The sequence below is a fragment of the Paenibacillus marchantiae genome (assembly GCF_028771845.1).
GTDB lineage: Bacteria > Bacillota > Bacilli > Paenibacillales > Paenibacillaceae > Paenibacillus > Paenibacillus marchantiae.
In genome coordinates this window covers 6357930-6377936 of record NZ_CP118270.1, presented here as the reverse complement: position 1 = coordinate 6377936, position 20007 = coordinate 6357930, and the positions used below count along the sequence as shown (strand labels likewise).

Below are 20007 nucleotides of genomic sequence, written 5' to 3'. Positions count from 1 at the left end.
TGTGTTCTTGTTCTCTCTCTAATTCATGTGTACCTAAAATCTTAGCACAGATGTTCGTGTTGACCAGCTATAGGAATCTATAGGTGTACCTTTATAGATAAGACAGACGGCTGGCAATTGAAACAGCTTCCGTGCTGGATTGTACACCTAATTTGTTAAAAATCACTTTTTTATGGTGATTTACGGTGCATTCCTTTATTTTCAATTTCAAAGCAATGGCTTTAACCGTCAGTCCGTTAGAGATCATTTTCAGAATGGTTAACTGTCGCTTGGTGAATTCAATCGATGGCTGCTCTGTTACCGACGAGGCAAGGTTAGATTGATACCGATTTTGCATATGGGCCGGGATCAGCTTGGCGATTGCAATCAGCTCACTCTGGATGTCTGCATTAATGGTGGAGACGTCCAGGTAGCCAACATGTTGAAGACCGACCGACAAAGGTGCAGCGTAGCAATGCCAGTTCTGAAAAAGTGGATTCTCATGCTGCTCAGGGGACAGCTGAACAGGCCCATGTTTATCCATTGATTCGGATATGGCATTGACGCCACAGCTTCTAGCTGTAAAGATCATACCCGGGCGGATGGGTGACTGTTTCACCACCTGTTCCAAATCAGGGCTATAATCCATGGCAAGCAGAACTCCATGCCCGTCGGTGAGCAGAAAGAGATACGTGCTGGATAGGTTTTCTTTGATATCCGAGAGACTCTGCTGGAAGGCGTTAATCAGAAAATGATTGATTTTGCAAATCCTGTCCAGATTGGTTTTAGTTAAATATTGAATATGTGCCATACCGGGAGTAAAATTTTCGCTCTCGGACCAGCTCTTCCGTAAGGAAGATGTTCTTGACATATGGTTACCTCCTTGTGATCAACCGATGGTTTCGATCACATGACCATCCTGATCGGTAATTTCAGTGCGGGCAATTCGAAAGAGAACGCCGGGCAGTGAAGCAATTTCAAATGTTTGCTCGACTGGGCGAAGGTTTGCAACTAACTCCGATACGGTTTGTTCATGCACAATTACCTTAATCTGGTTGCCATCCTCAGAAAATGAAGGTGTCCCCCCGGCTTCGAACGTAATGTTCACTCCTGATCCGATTAGGGACAGTGGAGCGCCTTTTGAAAAGCGGCTACGTAGTATTTTTCCGATAATTTGGGCTTGTTTTGCTCCGATCTGGAGTTCAGCGGGTACACTTTTTTGCAGTATTCTCTTGCGTGGAGATGTCCAGGCCAGTTGTTGTATGAATAAAAATGCTGTACTGGAACCTTCCTCTTCAATCCCGCGCTCAACAGCCTGTATCACTGAGGGGATATCCAAATATGAATTTCTCATGAGATCCGTAACGTATTTTGGCATGAATTCAACAAAGGCTGCTAACAATCCGCGGGTGTTCCATGTTTGCATCGTTTCGAGTTCCAGACCGGTGATTCCCACCATCTGAATGAATTTCACCGTTCCATTGGGTGTGGAGATCTCTGTCAGATCAGGATCTTCAATAAAAGAAAGTGCGGTTAGTAATGTATCTGAGCCGAGACAAATGGGGCCATTTGCATCCATGTAATCTCCTGCATGAAATACGTTTCCGCTAGTAAAAACATATCGTCCAACGTTCTGTAATAGATTCAGAGCCCAAGACGGGGGTGTGGACTCACCCTCACTCCGGGTAAGCCGAAACGTCATTTCAAATCCATAACCGCTATGCTCGAGATCTTCCGATTCCTTCTCATACAGTTCTGAAAAACCATAGGTAATGAAATGCCAGTGAGGTATGGGGGCATCCACTTTGTATACGCTAATTCCATTTAGCGGATCAGGTCCACCGAGCATATAAGGAATGGCTGTACCATAGTGAAGTGGTTCCTGATCTCCATATAACTTACCAACTGCTATATCAATGGCATCCCAACCGGATGTGTTTGCTTCTTCAGTCATTGTTGTGTTCCTCCTTGGCTATCCATTTTCCCGAAAAACATTTAAAATTAAGTCTACCTTTTTCAAAATCGGTTTCAAGCGGCTTAAGGATGAATTGCTTATCGTAGGACTTGGGGGTTACGATGTCTATTTCAGGGAGGGAATTTACATGAGTATGAAAGAGTTATATCTGGCGGAATTTAATCAAGGCAGTTGGGACTCATTTGTGCAACTCTTTGAAAAATCATATTTACATGTGGACCCAAAATGGGCTGAATGTGCAGAGCAGCGAGGGATTCCGGCAGATATTAGCAAGGTTATATTATGTGAAATGGATGAATATGCGCTAAGATGGATAGACATGAAAGTTCCTGCATTGGGCGACGAAAGTCCTGCCAGCTACCTCGAATACGGGGATACAAATGCCCTAAGAGCAGCGATTATGCGAATGCCTCGATAACGTCCAAAGGTGGTCAGCGAGTGCATTGAGCGGAAAGTTGATTTTGCAAAACAGATATGTTACGCTTACATTACAAGAGAAAAACAACCGAATACACAATAACATCTTTTGATGGATTGTAACTGTGCAGACAGGCAAAACCTAAACTGATGGTGAAATGAAGGCTCTTTTTTTGCGAGCTATTTTACCTTGAGTTTAGGTTTTTCTTGTTTTTTGGCGTGAAATACAGCCGCTGTATTCGGGAAAAACCCAAATAAAATTCGAAAAGAGGTTGTTCGTTATGACCACGGCAAAAAAAGGATTCCCCGAAAACTTCCTGTGGGGAGGCGCTACAGCTGCCAACCAATTAGAAGGTGCATTCGATAAGGACGGCAAAGGTCTCTCTACTGCGGATATGATTGCGCATGTTCCCAAAGAGAAGCGTACAGGTGGACATGCCATGGAAATCTCCTCTACACGAATTGAAGAGATCCTTTCTGGCAAAATTGAAGAACGTTTCCCTAAACGCTTTGGTATTGATTTCTATCATCACTATAAAGAAGATATCGCGTTGTTTGCTGAAATGGGCTTCAAAGTGTTCCGTTTGTCCATTCACTGGGCACGTATTTTCCCGAATGGTTACGATCAAGAGCCGAACGAAGCTGGCTTGAAATTCTATGACGATGTCTTCGACGAACTGTTGAAATACGGCATTGAACCGTTGGTAACCTTGTCTCACTATGAAACTCCGCTGGGTCTGACACAGAAATACAATGGTTGGGCAGGCCGTGAAGTGATTGGGCACTATGTGAGATATGCAGAGACTGTGTTCAACCGTTATAAAAATAAAGTGAAATACTGGTTGACGTTTAATGAAATCAACGTGATGTTGTTTAGCCCATACACAGGCGGCGGTATCCTGATTGATAAAGTGGACAACCAACTGCAAACGACATATCAAGCGCTGCATCACCAATTTGTAGCAAGTGCACTGGTAACCAAGCTTGCACATGAGATTATTCCTGGTTCCCAAGTGGGCTGTATGCTTGCTCGTATGGAAACATACCCGGCGACTTGTAATCCGGTAGATGTTCGTCTGGCGCAACATGAGAATCAGATTAACCTCTTCTTTACGGATATGCATGCTCGTGGTCAATACCCGAACTACATGGCTCGTTATTTTGAAGAAAACAACATTGTGATTCAGAAAGAAGCAGGCGATGATGAAATCTTGCTCAATAATACCGTTGATTTCATTTCCTTCAGTTACTACATGTCCGTAACCAAATCTGCATCCGCAGACAAAGAAGAAACAACAGGTAACCTGACTGGCGGCGTGAAAAACCCTTATCTGGAAGCTTCCGATTGGGGCTGGGAGATCGACCCGATCGGTCTGCGCGTAACGTTGAATAACTTCTGGGATCGCTACCAGAAACCATTGTTCATCGTAGAAAATGGTCTGGGTGCATATGACCGTGTTGAAGAAGACGGTTCAATCCATGACTCCTATCGTGTGGATTATCTGAAGAAACACATCGAACAAATGAAAGAAGCGATCAAAGACGGTGTGGATCTGATTGGATTTACAGCATGGGGGCCGATTGACCTCGTGAGTATGTCCACATCTGAAATGTCCAAACGTTATGGTTTCATCTACGTGGATTTGGACGATGAAGGTAATGGAACACTCAAACGTTCGAAGAAAGATTCGTTTGACTGGTACAAAAACGTAATTGCCAGCAATGGTGAGCAACTATAATTTGGTCTGACTCCTTTATCTTAAACCCGGATCGCTGTAGTAATTAGGCTATTCGAGGATTGTTACCGCATAAAGCGGGCAAAACCCAGCATAAAGCAGGCCATCGGTGATTATCTGATCTGAAGCCCTTTAGTTGGCGTGTTGTCCGCTTATTGATGTGGAACTGATCGAAACAAGTGCTTACGGGCATAGGGTCAACCGTTTTAACAAAGAATGAAGATAACGTAACCAGAGAGGAATGACAGATATGACAACACCATTTCCGAAGGATTTTCTATGGGGCGGCGCAGTCGCAGCCAATCAGCTCGAAGGAGCCTACAATACAGATGGCAAAGGCCTGTCTGTTCAGGATGTAATGCCGCATGGGATTACGACGCCAAGAACGGAAGGACCGACAGAGGATAACCTGAAATTGATTGGTATTGATTTCTACAACCGTTACAAAGAGGACGTTAAATTGTTTGCTGAAATGGGCTTCAAAGTATTCCGCACATCCATTGCCTGGTCCCGTATTTTCCCTAAAGGCGATGAATTGGAGCCAAACGAAAAAGGTCTGCAGTTCTATGATGACCTGTTTGGCGAGTGCCACAAATACGGGATTGAACCCCTCGTAACGATCTCTCATTATGAGACACCGCTGCATTTGTCCAAAACGTATGATGGCTGGGTTAACCGTAAAATGATTGATTTCTACGAGCGTTATGTAACCGTGCTGTTTAACCGTTTCAAAGGCAAAGTAAAATACTGGCTGACGTTTAATGAAATTAACTCCATTCTGGAAGAACCATTCATGAGTGGCGGCATTTTCACACCAAAAGCGGAACTGTCCAAACAGGATCTGTACCAAGCAATCCACCATGAGCTGGTGGCAAGTGCGCTGGCAGTTAAACTGGGTCATGAGATTATGCCTGAAGCGAAAATTGGCTGTATGGTACTCAGTATGCCAACCTATCCATTGACACCAAATCCGGATGATGTTGTAGCTGCAATGCATGCAGAACAGCGGAATGACATCTTTGCCGATATTCATGCACGTGGCTATTATCCGAAATACATCAATCGTTACTTCAAAGCGAATAATATCAACATCAAGTTTGAAGATGGCGATGCTGAAATTCTGAAACATACGGTGGACTTCATCTCATTCAGTTACTATGTAAGTATTTGTGAGACAGGTGACCCACAGAAACGTGTTGAAGGTAAAGGAAATCTGTTTGCAGGTGTACAGAACCCTTACCTCAAAGCAAGTGAATGGGGATGGCAGATTGACCCGCAAGGCCTGCGCGTAACGCTGAATAAATACTGGGATCGTTATCAAAAACCGCTGTTTATTGTCGAAAATGGTTTGGGTGCAGTCGATGAGCTGATCACAGACGAAAATGGCAATAAAACAGTGAATGATGATTACCGGATTCAATACCTGAATGATCACTTGGTGCAAGTGGGTGAAGCGATTGAAGACGGCGTTGAAGTCATGGGTTATACCTCATGGGGCTGCATCGATCTGGTGAGTGCATCCACAGCAGAAATGAAGAAACGCTATGGCTTCATCTATGTGGACCGTAACAATGATGGATCAGGTACCCTGGATCGTTACAAGAAAAAATCATTCCATTGGTACAAAGAAGTTATTGATACAAACGGCGCAAGTCTAAAATCCGAAAACCATTAATTTCTAGTTCCAAAGACATATGTGGGCAGCATCTTCTTGTGTCATATTCAAGCACATTAACCGCTTTCACAAAAACATTGTCAGATGGATAATTATATGGTAAGATGGGCCTAAGGCTAATGAATACTGGATTGTTACTGTTCAATCAGGCAAAACCAGAAGCGGGGCATGTGTATCATGACCAACTTTGGTTTTGCCTTTTACTACTTTGACGGTGCAAGGTGATGTGAAGAAATGAAAATTGAGAAGGTGCTGAACAACAATGTAGTTACTGTGATTGATCCAGGAGGAAACGAACTGGTCGTCATGGGACGGGGCATAGCCTTCAAAAAGCATACTGGTGAAACGATAGACGACAGTCTGGTCGAAAAAATATTCTCATTGGAAAGCAAGGAAGTATCGCAGAAACTGAAAACGCTTCTGTCTGATATTCCAGTTGAATATGTTGAATGCTCGGATGAGATTATTCGTTACGCCGAGACCGTGTTGGGTGAGAAGCTTCATGAAAGCATCTACATTTCACTTACGGATCATATTCATTTTGCCATTGACCGGCATCGTCAAGGCTTGCAGATTCGTAATGCATTATTCTGGGAGATCAAGCGCATGTACCGCAAGGAATATGCCATTGGGCTCAAGGCACTTCAGATTATTGAAGAAACATTGGGTGTCCTGCTTCCTGAAGACGAATGCGCATTCATCGCAATGCATCTAGTCAATGCCCAGATGAACGGTGAGATGAGAGAAACCATCAGCATTACGAATATCGTAAAAGATATACTCAACATTGTACGACGCAGCTTTGTCATTGAGCTGGATGAGGATTCGCTGAGTTATTATCGATTCCTGACACATTTGAAGTTCTTTGCTCAGCGCGTACTACACGGTACAGCGATTGAAGATAAGGAAGCAGATAATCCGCTTCATGACCTGGTGAGCAAACAATATCCTGAGGCACATGCTTGTGCCTGTAAGATTAACGACTATACTCGCAAGATCTATAGCCGGGTCTTATCCAAGGAAGAAATCCTATATCTGACCATTCATATTGAACGAGTTGTCAGAACTGAACAAACAATTGAATAATTGGGATTGTTACTGCAAAAAAGGCAAAACCTAAACGTTGAATAATGATAAGCTGAAACTGCTTTGTCATTATTCAGTGTTTAGGTTTTTTTTTAACCTTCATTACACATAAAAGGAGCAAAACACAATGGATAAACAACAATTGTCCAAGGATATTCTGAAGCTTGTTGGTGGCGAAGAGAACATCGATCAAGTCACACACTGTATGACAAGACTCCGGTTTAACCTGAATGACAACAAAAAAGCGGACAAAGCGACGCTGAAAAATACACCTGGCGTTATGGGCGTTATGGAGAATGGCGGACAGTTCCAGGTCATTATCGGGAACGATGTGCCCGTTGTGTATAATGCACTTGTAGGCAACATGTCCAAATCCCCGAATGCAGACGCTGGATCAACCGGTACTTCGACTGGGGTTAAGAAAAAGAGAAATCCAGTAAGTGCATTGTTCGACTTTATTTCCGGAATATTCACGCCGATTCTGCCAGCGATTACAGGTGCCGGTATGATCAAAGGGATCGTGGCAATCCTGGTAGCTGTAGGTTGGTTGTCTGATACCAGTTCAACTTATATCATTTTATCTGCTATCGGTGATGGTGCATTCTACTTCCTGCCGATCATTCTGGCGATCAGTGCTGCACGTAAGCTCGGTAGCAATATGTATATTGCTGCAGCGTTGGCAGCGGGGATTATGCATCCGACGATTACAGCCTTGCTTGCCAATGGTGACACCACATTTGTGGGCATTAAGGTTATAGCAGCAACCTATTCTTCTACGGTTATTCCAATTATTCTCGCAATCTGGATTGCTTCCTATGTAGAGAAAGCGGTTGATCGTGTTACACATGCTTCACTTAAGCTTCTGATTGTTCCAACGGTTACCCTGTTAATTATGGTTCCTCTGACCTTGATGACAGTTGGACCATTGGGTACAGTGCTCGGTAATGGTTTGTCAGGTGGTATTTCCTGGTTGTTCGACAATATGTCTATATTCGCAAGTATCTTGATTGGTGGTACGATGTCACTTCTGATCATTACGGGTATGCACTATGCACTGCTGCCGATCATTGTTGGTTCGATGACATCACTCGGTTACGATTTTATTATTCCACTGATGTTTGCAGCTAACTTGGCACAAGGTGGTGCAGCATTTGGTGTTGGTCTTAGATCGAAAAATGGTAAAACTAAATCGCTTGCTTATTCCACAGGTCTTACGGCTATTATGGGGATTACGGAACCGGCAATGTACGGGATCAATATGAAGTTCAAAAAACCCTTTATAGCAGCCCTGATCGGTGGAGCTGTTGCAGGTGGATTCATGGGGATCGTCAATGTTAAAGCTTATGTACTTACAGGTCTAGTGGGTCTGCCGAGTATTGCAGCATTTATCAGTCCGGCAATTAGCACGTTACTCTACGCTCTGGCTGGTGGTTTGATTGCCATCGTAGCAGCAGCAGTACTGACGTACATCCTTGGTTTCCAAGAAGACAATGCTCCACAATCGGTTGAAGCTACGCCAGCTGCTGAGCCTACAACACCAGCAGCAACGACTTCTGCTTCCGCATTAACTGCTGTTGAAGAAACTAAAGTGCTGGATCAAGAAGTATTTAGCCCAATTACTGGTGAAGTTAAATCACTGAGCGAAGTTCCAGACCCTGCATTCTCCGAAGAGATTATGGGTAGAGGGTTTGCGATTCAGCCGTCGGAAGGCCGTGTGGTTTCTCCAATTAACGGTACAGTATTCTCGTTGTCGAAGAGTGGACATGCCATTGGTCTCGTTAGTGATGACGGCGCTGAAATGCTGATTCACATCGGGATTGATACCGTGAAACTGAAAGGTCAATTCTTCTCCCCTAAAGTTCAAGCAGGAGCGAAGGTTGCCGTTGGTGATGTACTGATGGAATTCGACAGAGAAGAAATCGAAAAAGCCGGTTACACAACGATTACGCCGGTCATCATTACGAACATGCATCAATATAATTCAATTGAGTCTGCCGGACGTACAACGATTAAGGAAAAAGAATTGTTGTTCACGGCAAAAGGTTAACGAACATCGAAAAGCAGCAGTCTTTCCGGATGAAATTATTTCGGCAAGGCTGCTGCTTTTTATATATGGGCGATATTTTTCCAGGCTAATATCTGCTGGACACTAAACCGAGCGAGATGGCAGCAGCTCCTGAACCAATTGTACAAAGTGCTGCGCGGGCTTGGAAAGATGACGATTGCGATGCCACACAAGCGCAGAATCTACGTTAGATTGCGCATCTTGAATACGATAGATATGGAACGGATGCTCATGATAAAGCTGAAGAACCGTATGGGGCACGATGGAGCTTGCAAAACCGAGTCGCACAAGTTCCAACAACATGTTAATATCCGAGCATTCGCCCGCAATCGAAGGGTTCACGTGATGCTCACGGAATTTCTGTAATATCAGTTCGAACATCCCGAGTCCTTCAGTGCTAGGAAGCAAGAGAGGGATATCGGCCAGCTTTTGAAAATAAATCCCGCGCTCATCCGCTGACTTCAGTGGTGTGGAGGAAATATAGAAGAGAGCTTCCTGCGGTAGATGCAGCACTTCATATTGCTCTGTTTTGACAGGCATCCGTACACAGGCAAGCTCAATTTTGCCTTCACCCAAGAGCTGGCAGAGCTGTGCAGATTCATTTTGCTGAATTTTATAAGTCACCTGAGGGTGTGTTGTCCGAAACTGCTGGAGCGCCTGTGGGATCAAACGATCTGAAATGGTATTAATGCCAAGCGACAGCTTGCCCCGAATGCCATACCTGAAGCTTTGCATCTCCATGACGGCTTCTTCCATATATTTGGTCATTGTGACCGCATAATCATAGAAGCTTCGACCCGCCTGTGTCAGCTCCATGCTGCGTCCTTTGCGTTCAAACAAAGCCACGCCGAGCTCGTCTTCCATCAGCTTGAGCTGCTGGCTTAAAGGAGGCTGAGCCATGTGTAATCTGCGCGCTGCCGCCGTGATCTGTCTCTCCTCGGCAATCGCGATGAAATAGCGACATTGTTTGATATCCACGTGTGTTCTCCTTATTTGCAGCGATATGATTTTCATATGGGAAACCAACAAAACATGTATTTTTATTATACTTACATCCTATGTTACCATACATAAGATTTAAACACTGCAAATCACACATGTCGATTATGATCTATCGAATATATGCCGTGAGGATGACGACGAATTGGAGGGTGAAGGTGCGATGCTGAAAACAATACATGCAGCTGCTGAAGCTGGACATACAGATGATGTGCTGCGGTTTATCGCACAAGGAACCGGAGTGAATGACCGGGATGCGCGAGGACGGACGCCTCTGATGGCCGCGGTACATGGCAACAAGCCAGAGACGGCAAGTATGCTTATTGAAGCGGGAGCGGATGTGAACATCCAGGATCAACGACTGGACAACATGCTGCTGTATGCCAGTGCGGAAGGTTTGCGTAAAATGGTCGAACTGGCTATAAAAGCAGGTGCCGATACCCGGATTACGAATCGGTTTGGGGGCACAGCTCTTATTCCTGCTTCAGATCGAGGTCATGTCGATATTGTGGAGATCCTTCTGAAACGCACGGATGTGGATGTGAACCATATCAACAATCTGGGCTGGACAGCCTTGCTGGAAGCGGTCATTCTGGGGGATGGCCGAACTCGCCATCAGCAGATCGTAGCATTGCTTTTGCAATATGGTGCCGATCCTTCCATTGCTGACCGGGACGGCGTTACAGCATTTGCGCATGCCCGGAGGCATCATTATAAAGAAATGGAGCGAATGTTAACCCAATCATGAACAGACATCAAGAGCAATCTTTGCAAAATAATTTAAAGGGTGCGTCATCGCTTGCTTTGGCAGGTATTCAGTGGTTTTTCTTCCTGTTTACCAACACAGTGGTGGTGCCGTTATCCATCGGACACAATTTTCAGCTTTCACCGGAGGCCATTGCTGCGTCGATGCAGCATGCCTTTTTGCTTACCGGGGCTGTGTGTATATTACAGGCGTTCTTTGGCCATCGTTATGCCGTGATGGATGGTCCCTCGGGGTTATGGTGGGGGCTGACGCTAAGCTTAACGGCCTCGGCTTCATCGGCAGGAATGAGTTTGGAACGTATTGGGGGAGGACTGGCTGCGGGTTTCCTGTTAGCTGGGCTGACGATGATGATCCTTGGCGGGCTTGGAGCGGCGCATGTGCTTCAGAAGCTGTTCACACCAATGGTCAAGAGTGCGATGTTATTTCTGATGACGATTCAATTGACCATGAATTTCTTCAAAGGCATGGTTGGATACACCGAGTTTGGCACATTCAACCTGCCTGTAGCGGCGTTGTCCGTTGCTATTGCGTTTCTTGTGGCCTTAATCCAGCTTAAGGGAAAAGGCAAGCTTGGCAACTATTCCATCCTGATTGGCATCGTGACGGGGTGGATTGCCTACAGTTTTGTGTTCCCTGGACAACATGCAGGAGTATCCGGTCAACAGGATTTAAACCTGTTTTCCTGGTTTCCATGGGGGACGCCGAAGTGGGAACCGGGAATCGTCATCACAGCTTTTTTTGTTGGGCTGGTGAATATGACGAACTCCATCACCACATTAAGCTCCGTCGAAAAAATATATGGAGTGCAAACGACCAGCCAACAATATAAACGATCGTACATGCTCACGGGATTGTTCACCATGTTATCTGCGTTTGTAGGTGTGCTGCCGTTCGGATTATTTGCTTCTTCGATTGGTTTTCTGGAGAGCACCCGCATTCTGAAACGGGCTGCGTTTGTTGTTGGAGCAGGCATGTTATGTATATTGGGACTTACACCTTCTGTGACAGCCTTTTTCGCACAAATTCCTCCCAGTGTAGGGAGTGCTGTGCTGTTTGTAGCCTATTTGCAAATGTTTGGTACAGCCCTAAGAACACTTGAAGGCACCACCTTTAATTCCAAAACCATCTATCGTGTGGCACTGCCTGTTCTTACAGGTGTTGCTGTAATGAACATCCCTGCTGAAGCGTTTCATGCTCTGCCCATGTATCTCATTCCGATCATTAGCAATGGGCTTGTCATTGGGGTTGTGGTGTCACTTTTGCTCGAAACCACAGTGGATTGGTCCAAGATGGACAATACTACGACTGCTACCAAAGCAGCCTGAAAATTTAAAATATTGAAACAGTCCGGTTCACCGGGCTGTTTTTTTTGTTAGATTCGTGCTTCCCGGGTTACTTCACCATAATTTTGCCTTGCCCCGCAAGCATTCTCATTTCTCTGGATAAACGCTCATGATTGCCTTGCTGGATCTCCAGCTGTACGCCGTAGTGCCATTGGTTATTTTCTTCTTTGCCCCAGCGCAGCGTTCCTTCCAAATACAAGGGGTCTTCAAAAAGCAGCAAGTTCATGCCGATTCGGATGTTATTGGACTCCACATGTAGATTTAACGGAAATGAAAGCTGACAGCCGGATCGGCTGATATCGCATAATTCCGCTTGAATGGGTTTGGGTGGTGCTGAGGCGCCGTTAATGCTGAGTATAAAAATTTCGAACATTATCGGTTCCTTTAAAGTATAGCGAAAAGGTTCTCTTCTAAGGTTGATAGCCATGGTTTCCTCCACAAAATCAAAAAAAGTCAGTTATGATTATATCGTCATTTTTGCTAAAAAAATGAAGAGAATAACCTTGTTTGCTAACACCTTAATTCTTCACATGTATAACATGAACCTAGTTAACTCTTGAGTACCTTTAACCTGTGTGCCGGGCTTGATATAATGGTTAAATATGGTTCTAATAATCTCGCCTGCGGATCAAAAGGGGATGGAGCGGATCAAATTGCGTCATTTTTCTTAAGAATTTCAGGAGAAATGAATCGATTGGGAACCGGAAGTGTGCAACAAACGGTTGATCAACTGCGTGAATAGAGTTCAAGAATTGAACAATATCATCCAAATACTGTGCGTCCATTAGTTTTCGTGGCGAGAACAAGGCCGTTGCATAGGTTTTGAACGTAGAATGTACCAGTGAAGAGGGCAGCATCGAATGATCAGCATCCGGTAGTTTGGTTACACTGAGCAGTGATTGTGGAATCATCTGACGATACACGCGCTCTGTCTCTTGAACATCGACATTTATATCTTGACCTCCAAGCACGAGATGAACAGGGCTATGAAACGAAACGAGCCCATCTGTGGCATCTGATTCCACATTGTTGACGATAAACGTCCAACGCTCCTTGGAAATGAGTTGGTCCTTATTAGCTATGAGTTTATATTCATCATAGGTGGCCTTGTTTCGAATCAGCTGCAGAACCTGGTCATTATAGAGCTGCCTTGCAGTGATCTCTTCCTCGGTATATCCCTTCTGGAGCATTTCCTGCTGGGTGTTGTATCTGCCCTGTGTAATCCAGTTGATGGCGGGGGAAACCAAAATGCTAAATGCAATATCCGGATCTTGTTTCACGATGTTTGGAATGACCCATCCAGCCTGGCTGGCACCCCACAAACCAATTCGATCTTGATCAATAGAGGGTTCTTTTCTGGCCCATTCAATGGCGGTTAAGACATCCTGTGCACGATCCTCCATGGTTTGGTCAAGCCAGTTTCCCGAGGAACCGCCAACACCACGTTTATCCAACGAGAGGGAGGCATACCCCGCCATGGCAAGCTTTTCCCACAAAGGTCGATACCCACCGTCATAACTGGCATTAATCGGACCATCACCATGTACAAAAACGACAAGGCCAACCTTATCTGAATGCTGTTTGGGCAGTGTGAGTATACCCGTTAATTGTCCATATGAGGTTGGAATGGAGATGCGTGTTTCTTTCATGTTGAATGTGTTCTGAATGAGCAGCCAAGACACAATAGCCAGAATGATGATTGTTACACCGATCAGCCATTTGAAAACTGAGGTCGTAAATAATCTTAGTCTAGGGGGCTGTTGTTTAAACACTGAAATGCCTCCTGTATGTTAGAGATAGGGATCATCATGAAAATCCATTCAGGTTCACGGAACAGGAATTTTCGGGAAATGCTGTTGTGTGATGATTCCACTCTGAAGTTCAATTGTTGGTAAAGACGAATGGCTTGTGTGTTGCTGCTGGATACGTGCAAAGATATATATTTACAATGGAGATGTTGGTTTGCAAACTGCTGAGCAGTAATCAGCAACTGTCTGGCAATCCCACGCTTTCGGTGACTTGAAGCTACAGCCAAATGCTCAATATAACATTCGTGTGGACTTGGCTTATATTCCAGGGCAATCATTCCGACCATAAACATGCAGACATTGCGTAGTCCGTATTGCTTGCAAAGCTTACGGAGTGGAATGTGATGGATCTCCTTTTTTATCTGTAGGGGGTTTTTGAGGCACCATTTCAGGCATAGAACCCCGACAACCTGGTTTCCATCCATTGCAATGAACTGCCTATCGGAGGGTGAGTTTCCCTGATCAATCCATATAGCGCCAAGCAAGTCAACTATTTCCGTTGGGGCGAGCCGAACAAGAGCCTCAAACTTGGTTGCAAAAGAATGGACTATTAATTTTCGGACAGCCAGTTGATGTTGATTTTGATCATCATAGTCCACAATTTGAATTGGAGTCGTGAGGTTCATAATGGGTTCCTTTCTTTCACTTTAGGAGGAGTGACCTCAATTCTGGCCTGAATCTCATAGTGTAATTGATCAGTTCCTAACATGGAGAGATAGGACTTTTCAATCAAGATTATAGGGTCTACCAGCACGTAAGTGGCTTGAAATGCATATTCCTTAAGGTGATGAATTTCCTGGGTAATATTTTCTTCGGATGTCACTGTGAATGATCTGGTTAGATATAACCCTTTTTCAACAAAAGAATCGCTGGTAGCATTAGAAAACGGAACACAGACTGCAACCTGGTCTAAGGTATACAAGTAGTGTAAATCAATTTCAAACAATGCAGGTTGATCCGTACGATGCTGATAAAGTGCACGGGCATGCAGAGATTCGTTTGGTTGGATGGTGATCCAAGTGGTGAAATGCCGAACAGGAATTTCCTTTATCTCATATATGGGTATACACTGATCCTGCTGGGATTGGCTGATCCATTCCTGCTGTTCCTGCAATATGCCTTGAATGAATTGTTCCATATGCATTAACGAATCAATCTGTGATTGTACAGCTCGAAGTGAATCGGTTAATAATCGGTTATAGTCATCTGCGGAATAGGAGAGCATGCACTCTTTGATTTGCTGAACAGGGACATTCAACTTGCGCAATAGAAGAATGTGAGAAAGCTGGTAGATCTCATCCATTCCATACATACGGTAGTGGTTGGTATCCACATATGCCGGGAAAAGTATTTCTTTTTCCTCAAAGTATCGAATTTGATGGATTGAAACATGCATTAATTTGGATAGTTCGCTAATCGTAATGTATTTGTTCATTAAGCTGGCTCCTGTCTGCTTGAATGGAATAGTTCCACTATAAACCTTAGGTCTGACCTAGGGTCAAGGTGTTTATTTTGAATTAGAAAGGAGAGATAGAATGAACGGGAAGTTTCAGTTCTTCACGGATACGGCAGCATTGTGCCTGTACGATCTGGGGGCGCTAAAACATCGTGTTGGAGACACACCGGACTGGTGGTCTATTGCAGAGGATGAACTGACAGAGGTAAATGCAGGCAACTGTTTGTTTCTGAATCTGGGTGAAGATGGACAGTATGAGGTGACATGGAGTCTGGATGATGCGGGGAAGGAACTGGAGATTGCACAGGTATACCATCTACGTGTCCCTTCCGGTAACGTGTATCTGGGGGCGGCGGAGGATGTCACTGGGGGCGAGCTAGAACCCGATGAGTCTTGCGGTGGTGTGTTGCTCCAGATGGAGCCCGGAAATTATGCGTGCATAATATTGAGGGAAAGCAATCAAATATGGATTACCATCAAACCCAGTCTGCAAAGCGAAAATAGTTTGAATGACTTGATTCGAATCTGACGTTATAGGTACAACGCGATGGAAGGAGGCTTACGTACATGTACAAGGTACAGTTGGAACGCATACAGGGAAAGTTGAACAAACTCCAGACTCTGGACCCGAAGCGGAATCTGTTTGGGGCAGAGAATCATCAATATGAGATGGCTCCGGTATGGACATTGGACGAAATTAAAGCTTTTGAACAGAAATGGAAGATAACGCTGCCCGAAGAGTATCAAGCTTTTTTGCTTGGGATTGGAAGCGGTGGTACAGGTCCTTATTATGGGCTGGAAAAGCCGGAGAACGGCATATATTTGGTGATGGATTATGATGATGAATTGAATGCAATTTCTGAGCCGTTTCCACATGTGGAATCCTGGAATTGGGATGTGGACTGGTACGACGACAGCAAAGAAGAGGACGAGTGGGCAGCGCTTGAACATGAGTATTATGATCCGAAATGGTCGGCAGGGATGCTGCGAATCAGTGATTTTGGATGTGGCGTCTCGCTCAATCTGATCGTGAAGGGATTGTCCTACGGAGAGATCTGGACCGATGATCGAGCGAACAGTAATGGAATTTATCCGGATCATTATATGGGCAACGCGGAGCGGCTGGGTTTTCTCGACTGGTATGAATTGTGGCTGGACCGCTCGATCAATGAATTGAATGAGCAAGAGTAATCGTTTTTAGCTAACTTTTAGATTAAAGGAGGTACCATGTGGGCTGGGAATATGGCATCAGAACATCAAATCCTGTCATTTTACCTCGGATTGTGAAGCGACTGGCGGATGCCTTAACCTTCTCTGACTTGTATAAGCTGGATCATTATGAAGATGGGTTTGCGTTGCTTCAGGAGGTTTCGCCCTGGCCTGAAGCTTTACAAGTCTCGATTGAAGTGGCATCGGGAATGGATGAGATTGTAGAGGGAGAGTTATACATCTATTGTCTGTTCCATACTTGGGGTGACATCGCAGCAAACTGGCTGAAACAAATGGAAGCAGCTACGAATCAGGATGATAATGAGCTGGAATGGTTTGAACTTTAAATAATGATGCGGAAATCAATACAAGAGCTTCCTCCTCAGGATTAGGCGGGGCTTTTTTGTGATGGGAAATAAATAAAAAACGGTTTGGCTTGTTCATCCGTCTTAAACCACAGAAAGAGAGAGAAGGAGGGGATTGCGGGGTGGAAACCAAAGCCGAGATGAAAAAGATGCTGTTTGTACAGAGCGAAGACGAGACGACATTTGTCCAATCCATCATGGAGCATCAGGACACGCTGATCTCCATTGCCTACAGTTACCTGCGTAATCGTCATGATGCGCTCGAAGCAGTGCAGGAGATGACATGCCGGGCCTGGATCAAGCGTCGCTCTCTGAAAAATGAGAAGGCGTTCAAATCGTGGATTATACGTATTCTGATCTATGTGTGCATTGATGAACAAAGGCGTCGCAAACGGGCAACACCACTGCCGAGCGAAGGGTTGGAGGAGGCGATATCCGAGTCTGGCAGTGCAGGATGCAGCGACAATAGACTTGCGATGTGGTCCATGCTTGAGAAAATCAAACCCAAATATCGCCATGTATTACTGCTGAAATACTATAACGACATGACGTCGATTGAGATTGCCTCCATTCTTGGCAAACCAGAGGGCACCATTAAAACCTGGCAGCATAAAGGGTTGGAACTGTTACGGAAACAGATGAAGATCAGGGGGGATTGGCATGACAACTAGTCCGGAGGAGCAGGCACTTTTCGCAGATGCTTCCCAAGTTAAGCTGGAGAGACAGCAATTGAATCCGGCGGACACGGCCTTTGCCATTCAGCAAGGTCTGGCCAAGGCAAGAACTCGGCGAATGACAGGTCATGTGCAATTAAAGTGGATTACGGCGGTGCTCGTAACCGCTCTGGCAGCCGGTTGGCTGCTGATGGGTCCACTTGGCGGTACTCCACAACAGGCAATGTACAGCCAGCCCGCACAGAATTGGGGAGTTCTTGAACCTTTTCGGGAGTTGGCTGAAAAGGATGTAGACGGAAACACGATTACATCCGCAATTAACAATGGTTATGTACAGCTCGTGAATCGTTCTGTGAAATCAGGAATATATCAGTTAACCGTCAATGCAGTTATGGCGGATGAAAACAAGATAATCGTTTTGTACACAGCCCAGACGGATGCTTCCCAGGAGATATATTCGGTTCCCAAAACGAGTATGGTCAATGGCATGACGAACCAATCACTTGGCAATGGCGGTATAAGCAGTCTGTATAGCTCCAATGGAAAGTATATACTTTATGGACGTAGCACCGTTGAAATGGATGGGAATACACCGCTTCCTGGACAAGTGAAGTTCAATTTTCGCATTTCATCTGTAGTTCCTGATCTGCTGACTGACACGAATAAGGTTAAAAAAGATACCAAATACCAATTTTCGAAACCGATGGAAGTGAGCTTCGATCTGGACCCTAAATTTTCGGTGCCCAAGACCGAGAAGATCAAACTTAATCAGTTATTTACGATTGGCGGTCATGAGGTAATGTTATCTGAAGCAGAGGTATCTCCACTTGTGACACGGGTAAGATTTATCTATGAACCTAATCAAAAGATTGATTATAAAACCAAACTCTCCGTCAGTGATGTGGTCAACCCTACCGAGATTGTATCCACCACCAAGGACAGGCAGAAGACCTTGTTGTCCCGTGTGTCAGGTAACGGGACGGAAGATGGGATGATCTATTCCTTCAGTAGTAATCTGCTGGATGCCCCCCAATCTCTGGTATTAAAACTTCACGGTGAACCGGGCAAAGTTTACGATGATTTGCAGGAAGCGGAGAAACACAAGCTGGAACTGAAAATCAAATAGGATTCAGAAGAAGGGCGATACAAAGTCATGGTTTTTGTAGATGAATTTGTGTCGTCTTTTCATTTTTCTTATACGGGGACTGCTGTTGCAAAAAAATAAAAATAATGGTTAAATTGCAATTTTTGTATTGTCACATCTGATGTTACACGATATAATCAACTTGTCTTGCAGGATAAAATTATAAAGGATGGTGAAATTTTGAAGAAATTTTCGATTCTTTTACTCGCTGTAACACTGTTATTATTGACAGTCTCCACGGTCTCTACGGCACCCGCTACATATGGTGCGGCCAGTTATCCCAACACAGGCACCAATGGTTTAACGGGTTTTGCCGGTAACGCCAAAAATGAGAGTGGTGTATCCAAATCAGCCACGACAGGTGGTAAGAACGGTCAGGTCATCTACATCAGCAATCTGAACGATCTGCGAACACATATGGCAGGCACAACAGCTAAAATACTGGTTATTGAACAAAATATTTCTTCCTCTACCTTGCAGAAAGTCGAATTTGGATCGAACAAAACGTTGGTAGGCTCTTTTGATAAACACACACTGATGAACATTCATTTCAGATCGACGTCCAGCTCAAGCAATGTCATTTTTCAGAATCTGACTTTTGAACACGCTTCCAATATTAATGCTAACGACGATATCCAGATGTATATTACTTCAGGCTCCAACTACTGGATCGATCACGTGACGTTCTCCGGCCATAGCTACAGCTCGAGCGGAAGTGATCTGGACAAGCTCTTGTATATTGGGGATCGTGCAGATTATATAACGATCAGCAATTCCAAATTTGCAAACCACAAATACGGAATTATTCTCGGATACCCGAATGATGGCAACAGCAGCTATAATGGTGTACCTCATGTAACGATGGCTAATAACTATTTTGAAAACCTGTATGTACGTGGTCCTGGTCTCATGAGATACGGTTATTTCCATATCAAAAACAATTACGCGAACAACTTTAACCAGGCGATTACCATTGGCGAGAAAGCACGCATTTATTCTGAAAACAATTATTTCGGTGCAGGCGCTGAAAAAGGCGGCATTCTGGATGATAAAGGAAACGGGGAATTTACGGATACAGGCAGCACACCTGCGTTAAGCAGTCCATCCTCTCCTCAAACGAGTTGGAGACCGAGCTCCAACTACAGCTATGAAGTACAGACAGCCAGTTATGCCCGCGAGTTTGTCACCAAGTATGCAGGTTCGTCTAACAACACACTTGTGTTCGGGAAATAAAAGGTAGCTGATCTTCTTAACATGTGAAAGCCCGTATCCCTGATGCGGGTTTTTACTATTTTTTTACTATGGAGAAA

The 20007-nt window shown here is 44.7% G+C and carries 20 protein-coding genes; 13 read left to right on the top strand and 7 right to left on the bottom strand.

The genetic code is table 11. From position 1 onward, the window contains the following. Window positions 1-91 precede the first annotated feature (91 nt). Window positions 92-850 (bottom strand): helix-turn-helix transcriptional regulator, encoded by a 759-nt coding sequence (locus PTQ21_RS28750; RefSeq protein WP_274568027.1) that lies wholly within the window; start codon window positions 848-850, stop codon window positions 92-94. A gap of 18 nt (window positions 851-868) precedes the next feature. After that, window positions 869-1933 (bottom strand): suppressor of fused domain protein, encoded by a 1065-nt coding sequence (locus PTQ21_RS28745; protein ID WP_072734612.1) that lies wholly within the window; start codon window positions 1931-1933, stop codon window positions 869-871. A gap of 148 nt (window positions 1934-2081) precedes the next feature. On the opposite strand from PTQ21_RS28745, the gene PTQ21_RS28740 reads away from it, so the two are divergent. The 5 genes from PTQ21_RS28740 (at window position 2082) to PTQ21_RS28720 (ending at window position 8915) form a co-directional block, all read left to right on the top strand. Then, window positions 2082-2372 carry a hypothetical protein gene (locus PTQ21_RS28740; protein ID WP_274568026.1) on the top strand — a complete coding sequence of 97 codons (291 nt, stop codon included), beginning with the start codon at window positions 2082-2084 and terminating at the stop codon, window positions 2370-2372. Between the two features lie 280 nt (window positions 2373-2652). Then, entirely contained in the window at window positions 2653-4110 is a 1458-nt protein-coding gene (locus PTQ21_RS28735) for a glycoside hydrolase family 1 protein (protein WP_062325655.1), read from the top strand. A 247-nt stretch (window positions 4111-4357) separates the two neighbouring features. Further along, entirely contained in the window at window positions 4358-5782 is a 1425-nt protein-coding gene (locus PTQ21_RS28730; RefSeq protein WP_274568025.1) for a glycoside hydrolase family 1 protein, read from the top strand. Window positions 5783-6016: 234 nt separating this feature from the next. After that, window positions 6017-6868, top strand: a complete 852-nt coding sequence (licT, locus tag PTQ21_RS28725; RefSeq protein WP_053781440.1) for a BglG family transcription antiterminator LicT — start codon at window positions 6017-6019, stop codon at window positions 6866-6868. Between the two features lie 127 nt (window positions 6869-6995). Continuing rightward, a complete protein-coding gene (locus PTQ21_RS28720; protein ID WP_274568024.1) occupies window positions 6996-8915 on the top strand; it encodes a beta-glucoside-specific PTS transporter subunit IIABC in 1920 nt (639 codons plus the stop codon). A 102-nt stretch (window positions 8916-9017) separates the two neighbouring features. Here PTQ21_RS28720 and PTQ21_RS28715 read toward each other — a convergent pair whose 3' ends face one another. After that, window positions 9018-9911, bottom strand: coding sequence for a LysR family transcriptional regulator (locus PTQ21_RS28715; protein ID WP_063565383.1), 894 nt, complete (start codon window positions 9909-9911; stop codon window positions 9018-9020). 184 nt (window positions 9912-10095) lie between these two features. Here PTQ21_RS28715 and PTQ21_RS28710 point away from each other — a divergent pair, with 184 nt between their 5' ends. Next, window positions 10096-10680, top strand: coding sequence for an ankyrin repeat domain-containing protein (locus tag PTQ21_RS28710; protein WP_274568023.1), 585 nt, complete (start codon window positions 10096-10098; stop codon window positions 10678-10680). Beyond that, entirely contained in the window at window positions 10677-12023 is a 1347-nt protein-coding gene (locus PTQ21_RS28705; protein WP_274568022.1) for a uracil/xanthine transporter, read from the top strand. The genes PTQ21_RS28710 and PTQ21_RS28705 overlap by 4 nt, the downstream gene beginning before the upstream one ends. Before the next feature lie 67 nt (window positions 12024-12090). Here the strand turns inward: PTQ21_RS28705 and PTQ21_RS28700 are convergent, their stop codons facing one another. From PTQ21_RS28700 to PTQ21_RS28685, 4 genes are all read right to left on the bottom strand, one after another. After that, on the bottom strand, window positions 12091-12468 hold the full coding sequence (locus tag PTQ21_RS28700) for a PilZ domain-containing protein (protein WP_063565385.1): 378 nt from the start codon (window positions 12466-12468) through the stop codon (window positions 12091-12093). Between the two features lie 181 nt (window positions 12469-12649). After that, a complete protein-coding gene (locus tag PTQ21_RS28695) occupies window positions 12650-13813 on the bottom strand; it encodes an alpha/beta hydrolase family protein (protein ID WP_063565386.1) in 1164 nt (387 codons plus the stop codon). After that, window positions 13786-14475: a GNAT family N-acetyltransferase gene (locus PTQ21_RS28690; RefSeq protein ID WP_063565387.1), complete on the bottom strand. Its 690-nt coding sequence runs from the start codon at window positions 14473-14475 to the stop codon at window positions 13786-13788. The genes PTQ21_RS28695 and PTQ21_RS28690 overlap by 28 nt, the downstream gene beginning before the upstream one ends. Then, window positions 14472-15284 carry a MerR family transcriptional regulator gene (locus tag PTQ21_RS28685; RefSeq protein ID WP_063565388.1) on the bottom strand — a complete coding sequence of 271 codons (813 nt, stop codon included), beginning with the start codon at window positions 15282-15284 and terminating at the stop codon, window positions 14472-14474. The genes PTQ21_RS28690 and PTQ21_RS28685 overlap by 4 nt, the downstream gene beginning before the upstream one ends. A 100-nt stretch (window positions 15285-15384) precedes the next feature. Between PTQ21_RS28685 and PTQ21_RS28680 the strand changes: the two genes are divergently transcribed. The 6 genes from PTQ21_RS28680 (at window position 15385) to PTQ21_RS28655 (ending at window position 19930) form a co-directional block, all read left to right on the top strand. Next, window positions 15385-15834, top strand: coding sequence for a DUF6386 family protein (locus PTQ21_RS28680; protein WP_274568020.1), 450 nt, complete (start codon window positions 15385-15387; stop codon window positions 15832-15834). A gap of 38 nt (window positions 15835-15872) precedes the next feature. Continuing rightward, window positions 15873-16496, top strand: a complete 624-nt coding sequence (locus PTQ21_RS28675) for an SMI1/KNR4 family protein (RefSeq protein WP_090809737.1) — start codon at window positions 15873-15875, stop codon at window positions 16494-16496. Between the two features lie 38 nt (window positions 16497-16534). Continuing rightward, window positions 16535-16861, top strand: a complete 327-nt coding sequence (locus tag PTQ21_RS28670) for a hypothetical protein (protein WP_090809739.1) — start codon at window positions 16535-16537, stop codon at window positions 16859-16861. A 140-nt stretch (window positions 16862-17001) separates the two neighbouring features. Beyond that, complete coding sequence (locus PTQ21_RS28665) at window positions 17002-17550, top strand: RNA polymerase sigma factor (RefSeq protein WP_256338006.1); 549 nt, start codon at window positions 17002-17004, stop codon at window positions 17548-17550. Beyond that, a complete protein-coding gene (locus tag PTQ21_RS28660; protein ID WP_269054836.1) occupies window positions 17540-18679 on the top strand; it encodes a DUF4179 domain-containing protein in 1140 nt (379 codons plus the stop codon). Before PTQ21_RS28665 ends, PTQ21_RS28660 begins: the two co-directional genes overlap by 11 nt. Before the next feature lie 198 nt (window positions 18680-18877). Further along, window positions 18878-19930 (top strand): pectate lyase family protein, encoded by a 1053-nt coding sequence (locus tag PTQ21_RS28655; protein ID WP_090809742.1) that lies wholly within the window; start codon window positions 18878-18880, stop codon window positions 19928-19930. Window positions 19931-20007 lie beyond the last annotated feature (77 nt).

Bases quoted from the DNA above. Each gene is read 5' to 3' on its own strand.
- PTQ21_RS28710 (WP_274568023.1), top strand. From the start codon at position 10,096: ATGCTGAAAACAATACATGCAGCTGCTGAAGCTGGACATACAGATGAT.
- PTQ21_RS28690 (WP_063565387.1), bottom strand. From the start codon at position 14,475: ATGAACCTCACGACTCCAATTCAAATTGTGGACTATGATGATCAAAAT.
- PTQ21_RS28740 (WP_274568026.1), top strand. From the start codon at position 2,082: ATGAGTATGAAAGAGTTATATCTGGCGGAATTTAATCAAGGCAGTTGG.
- PTQ21_RS28730 (WP_274568025.1), top strand. From the start codon at position 4,358: ATGACAACACCATTTCCGAAGGATTTTCTATGGGGCGGCGCAGTCGCA.
- PTQ21_RS28705 (WP_274568022.1), top strand. From the start codon at position 10,677: ATGAACAGACATCAAGAGCAATCTTTGCAAAATAATTTAAAGGGTGCG.
- PTQ21_RS28685 (WP_063565388.1), bottom strand. From the start codon at position 15,284: ATGAACAAATACATTACGATTAGCGAACTATCCAAATTAATGCATGTT.
- PTQ21_RS28745 (WP_072734612.1), bottom strand. From the start codon at position 1,933: ATGACTGAAGAAGCAAACACATCCGGTTGGGATGCCATTGATATAGCA.
- PTQ21_RS28735 (WP_062325655.1), top strand. From the start codon at position 2,653: ATGACCACGGCAAAAAAAGGATTCCCCGAAAACTTCCTGTGGGGAGGC.
- licT (WP_053781440.1), top strand. From the start codon at position 6,017: ATGAAAATTGAGAAGGTGCTGAACAACAATGTAGTTACTGTGATTGAT.
- PTQ21_RS28660 (WP_269054836.1), top strand. From the start codon at position 17,540: ATGACAACTAGTCCGGAGGAGCAGGCACTTTTCGCAGATGCTTCCCAA.
- PTQ21_RS28680 (WP_274568020.1), top strand. From the start codon at position 15,385: ATGAACGGGAAGTTTCAGTTCTTCACGGATACGGCAGCATTGTGCCTG.
- PTQ21_RS28750 (WP_274568027.1), bottom strand. From the start codon at position 850: ATGTCAAGAACATCTTCCTTACGGAAGAGCTGGTCCGAGAGCGAAAAT.
- PTQ21_RS28675 (WP_090809737.1), top strand. From the start codon at position 15,873: ATGTACAAGGTACAGTTGGAACGCATACAGGGAAAGTTGAACAAACTC.
- PTQ21_RS28720 (WP_274568024.1), top strand. From the start codon at position 6,996: ATGGATAAACAACAATTGTCCAAGGATATTCTGAAGCTTGTTGGTGGC.
- PTQ21_RS28700 (WP_063565385.1), bottom strand. From the start codon at position 12,468: ATGGCTATCAACCTTAGAAGAGAACCTTTTCGCTATACTTTAAAGGAA.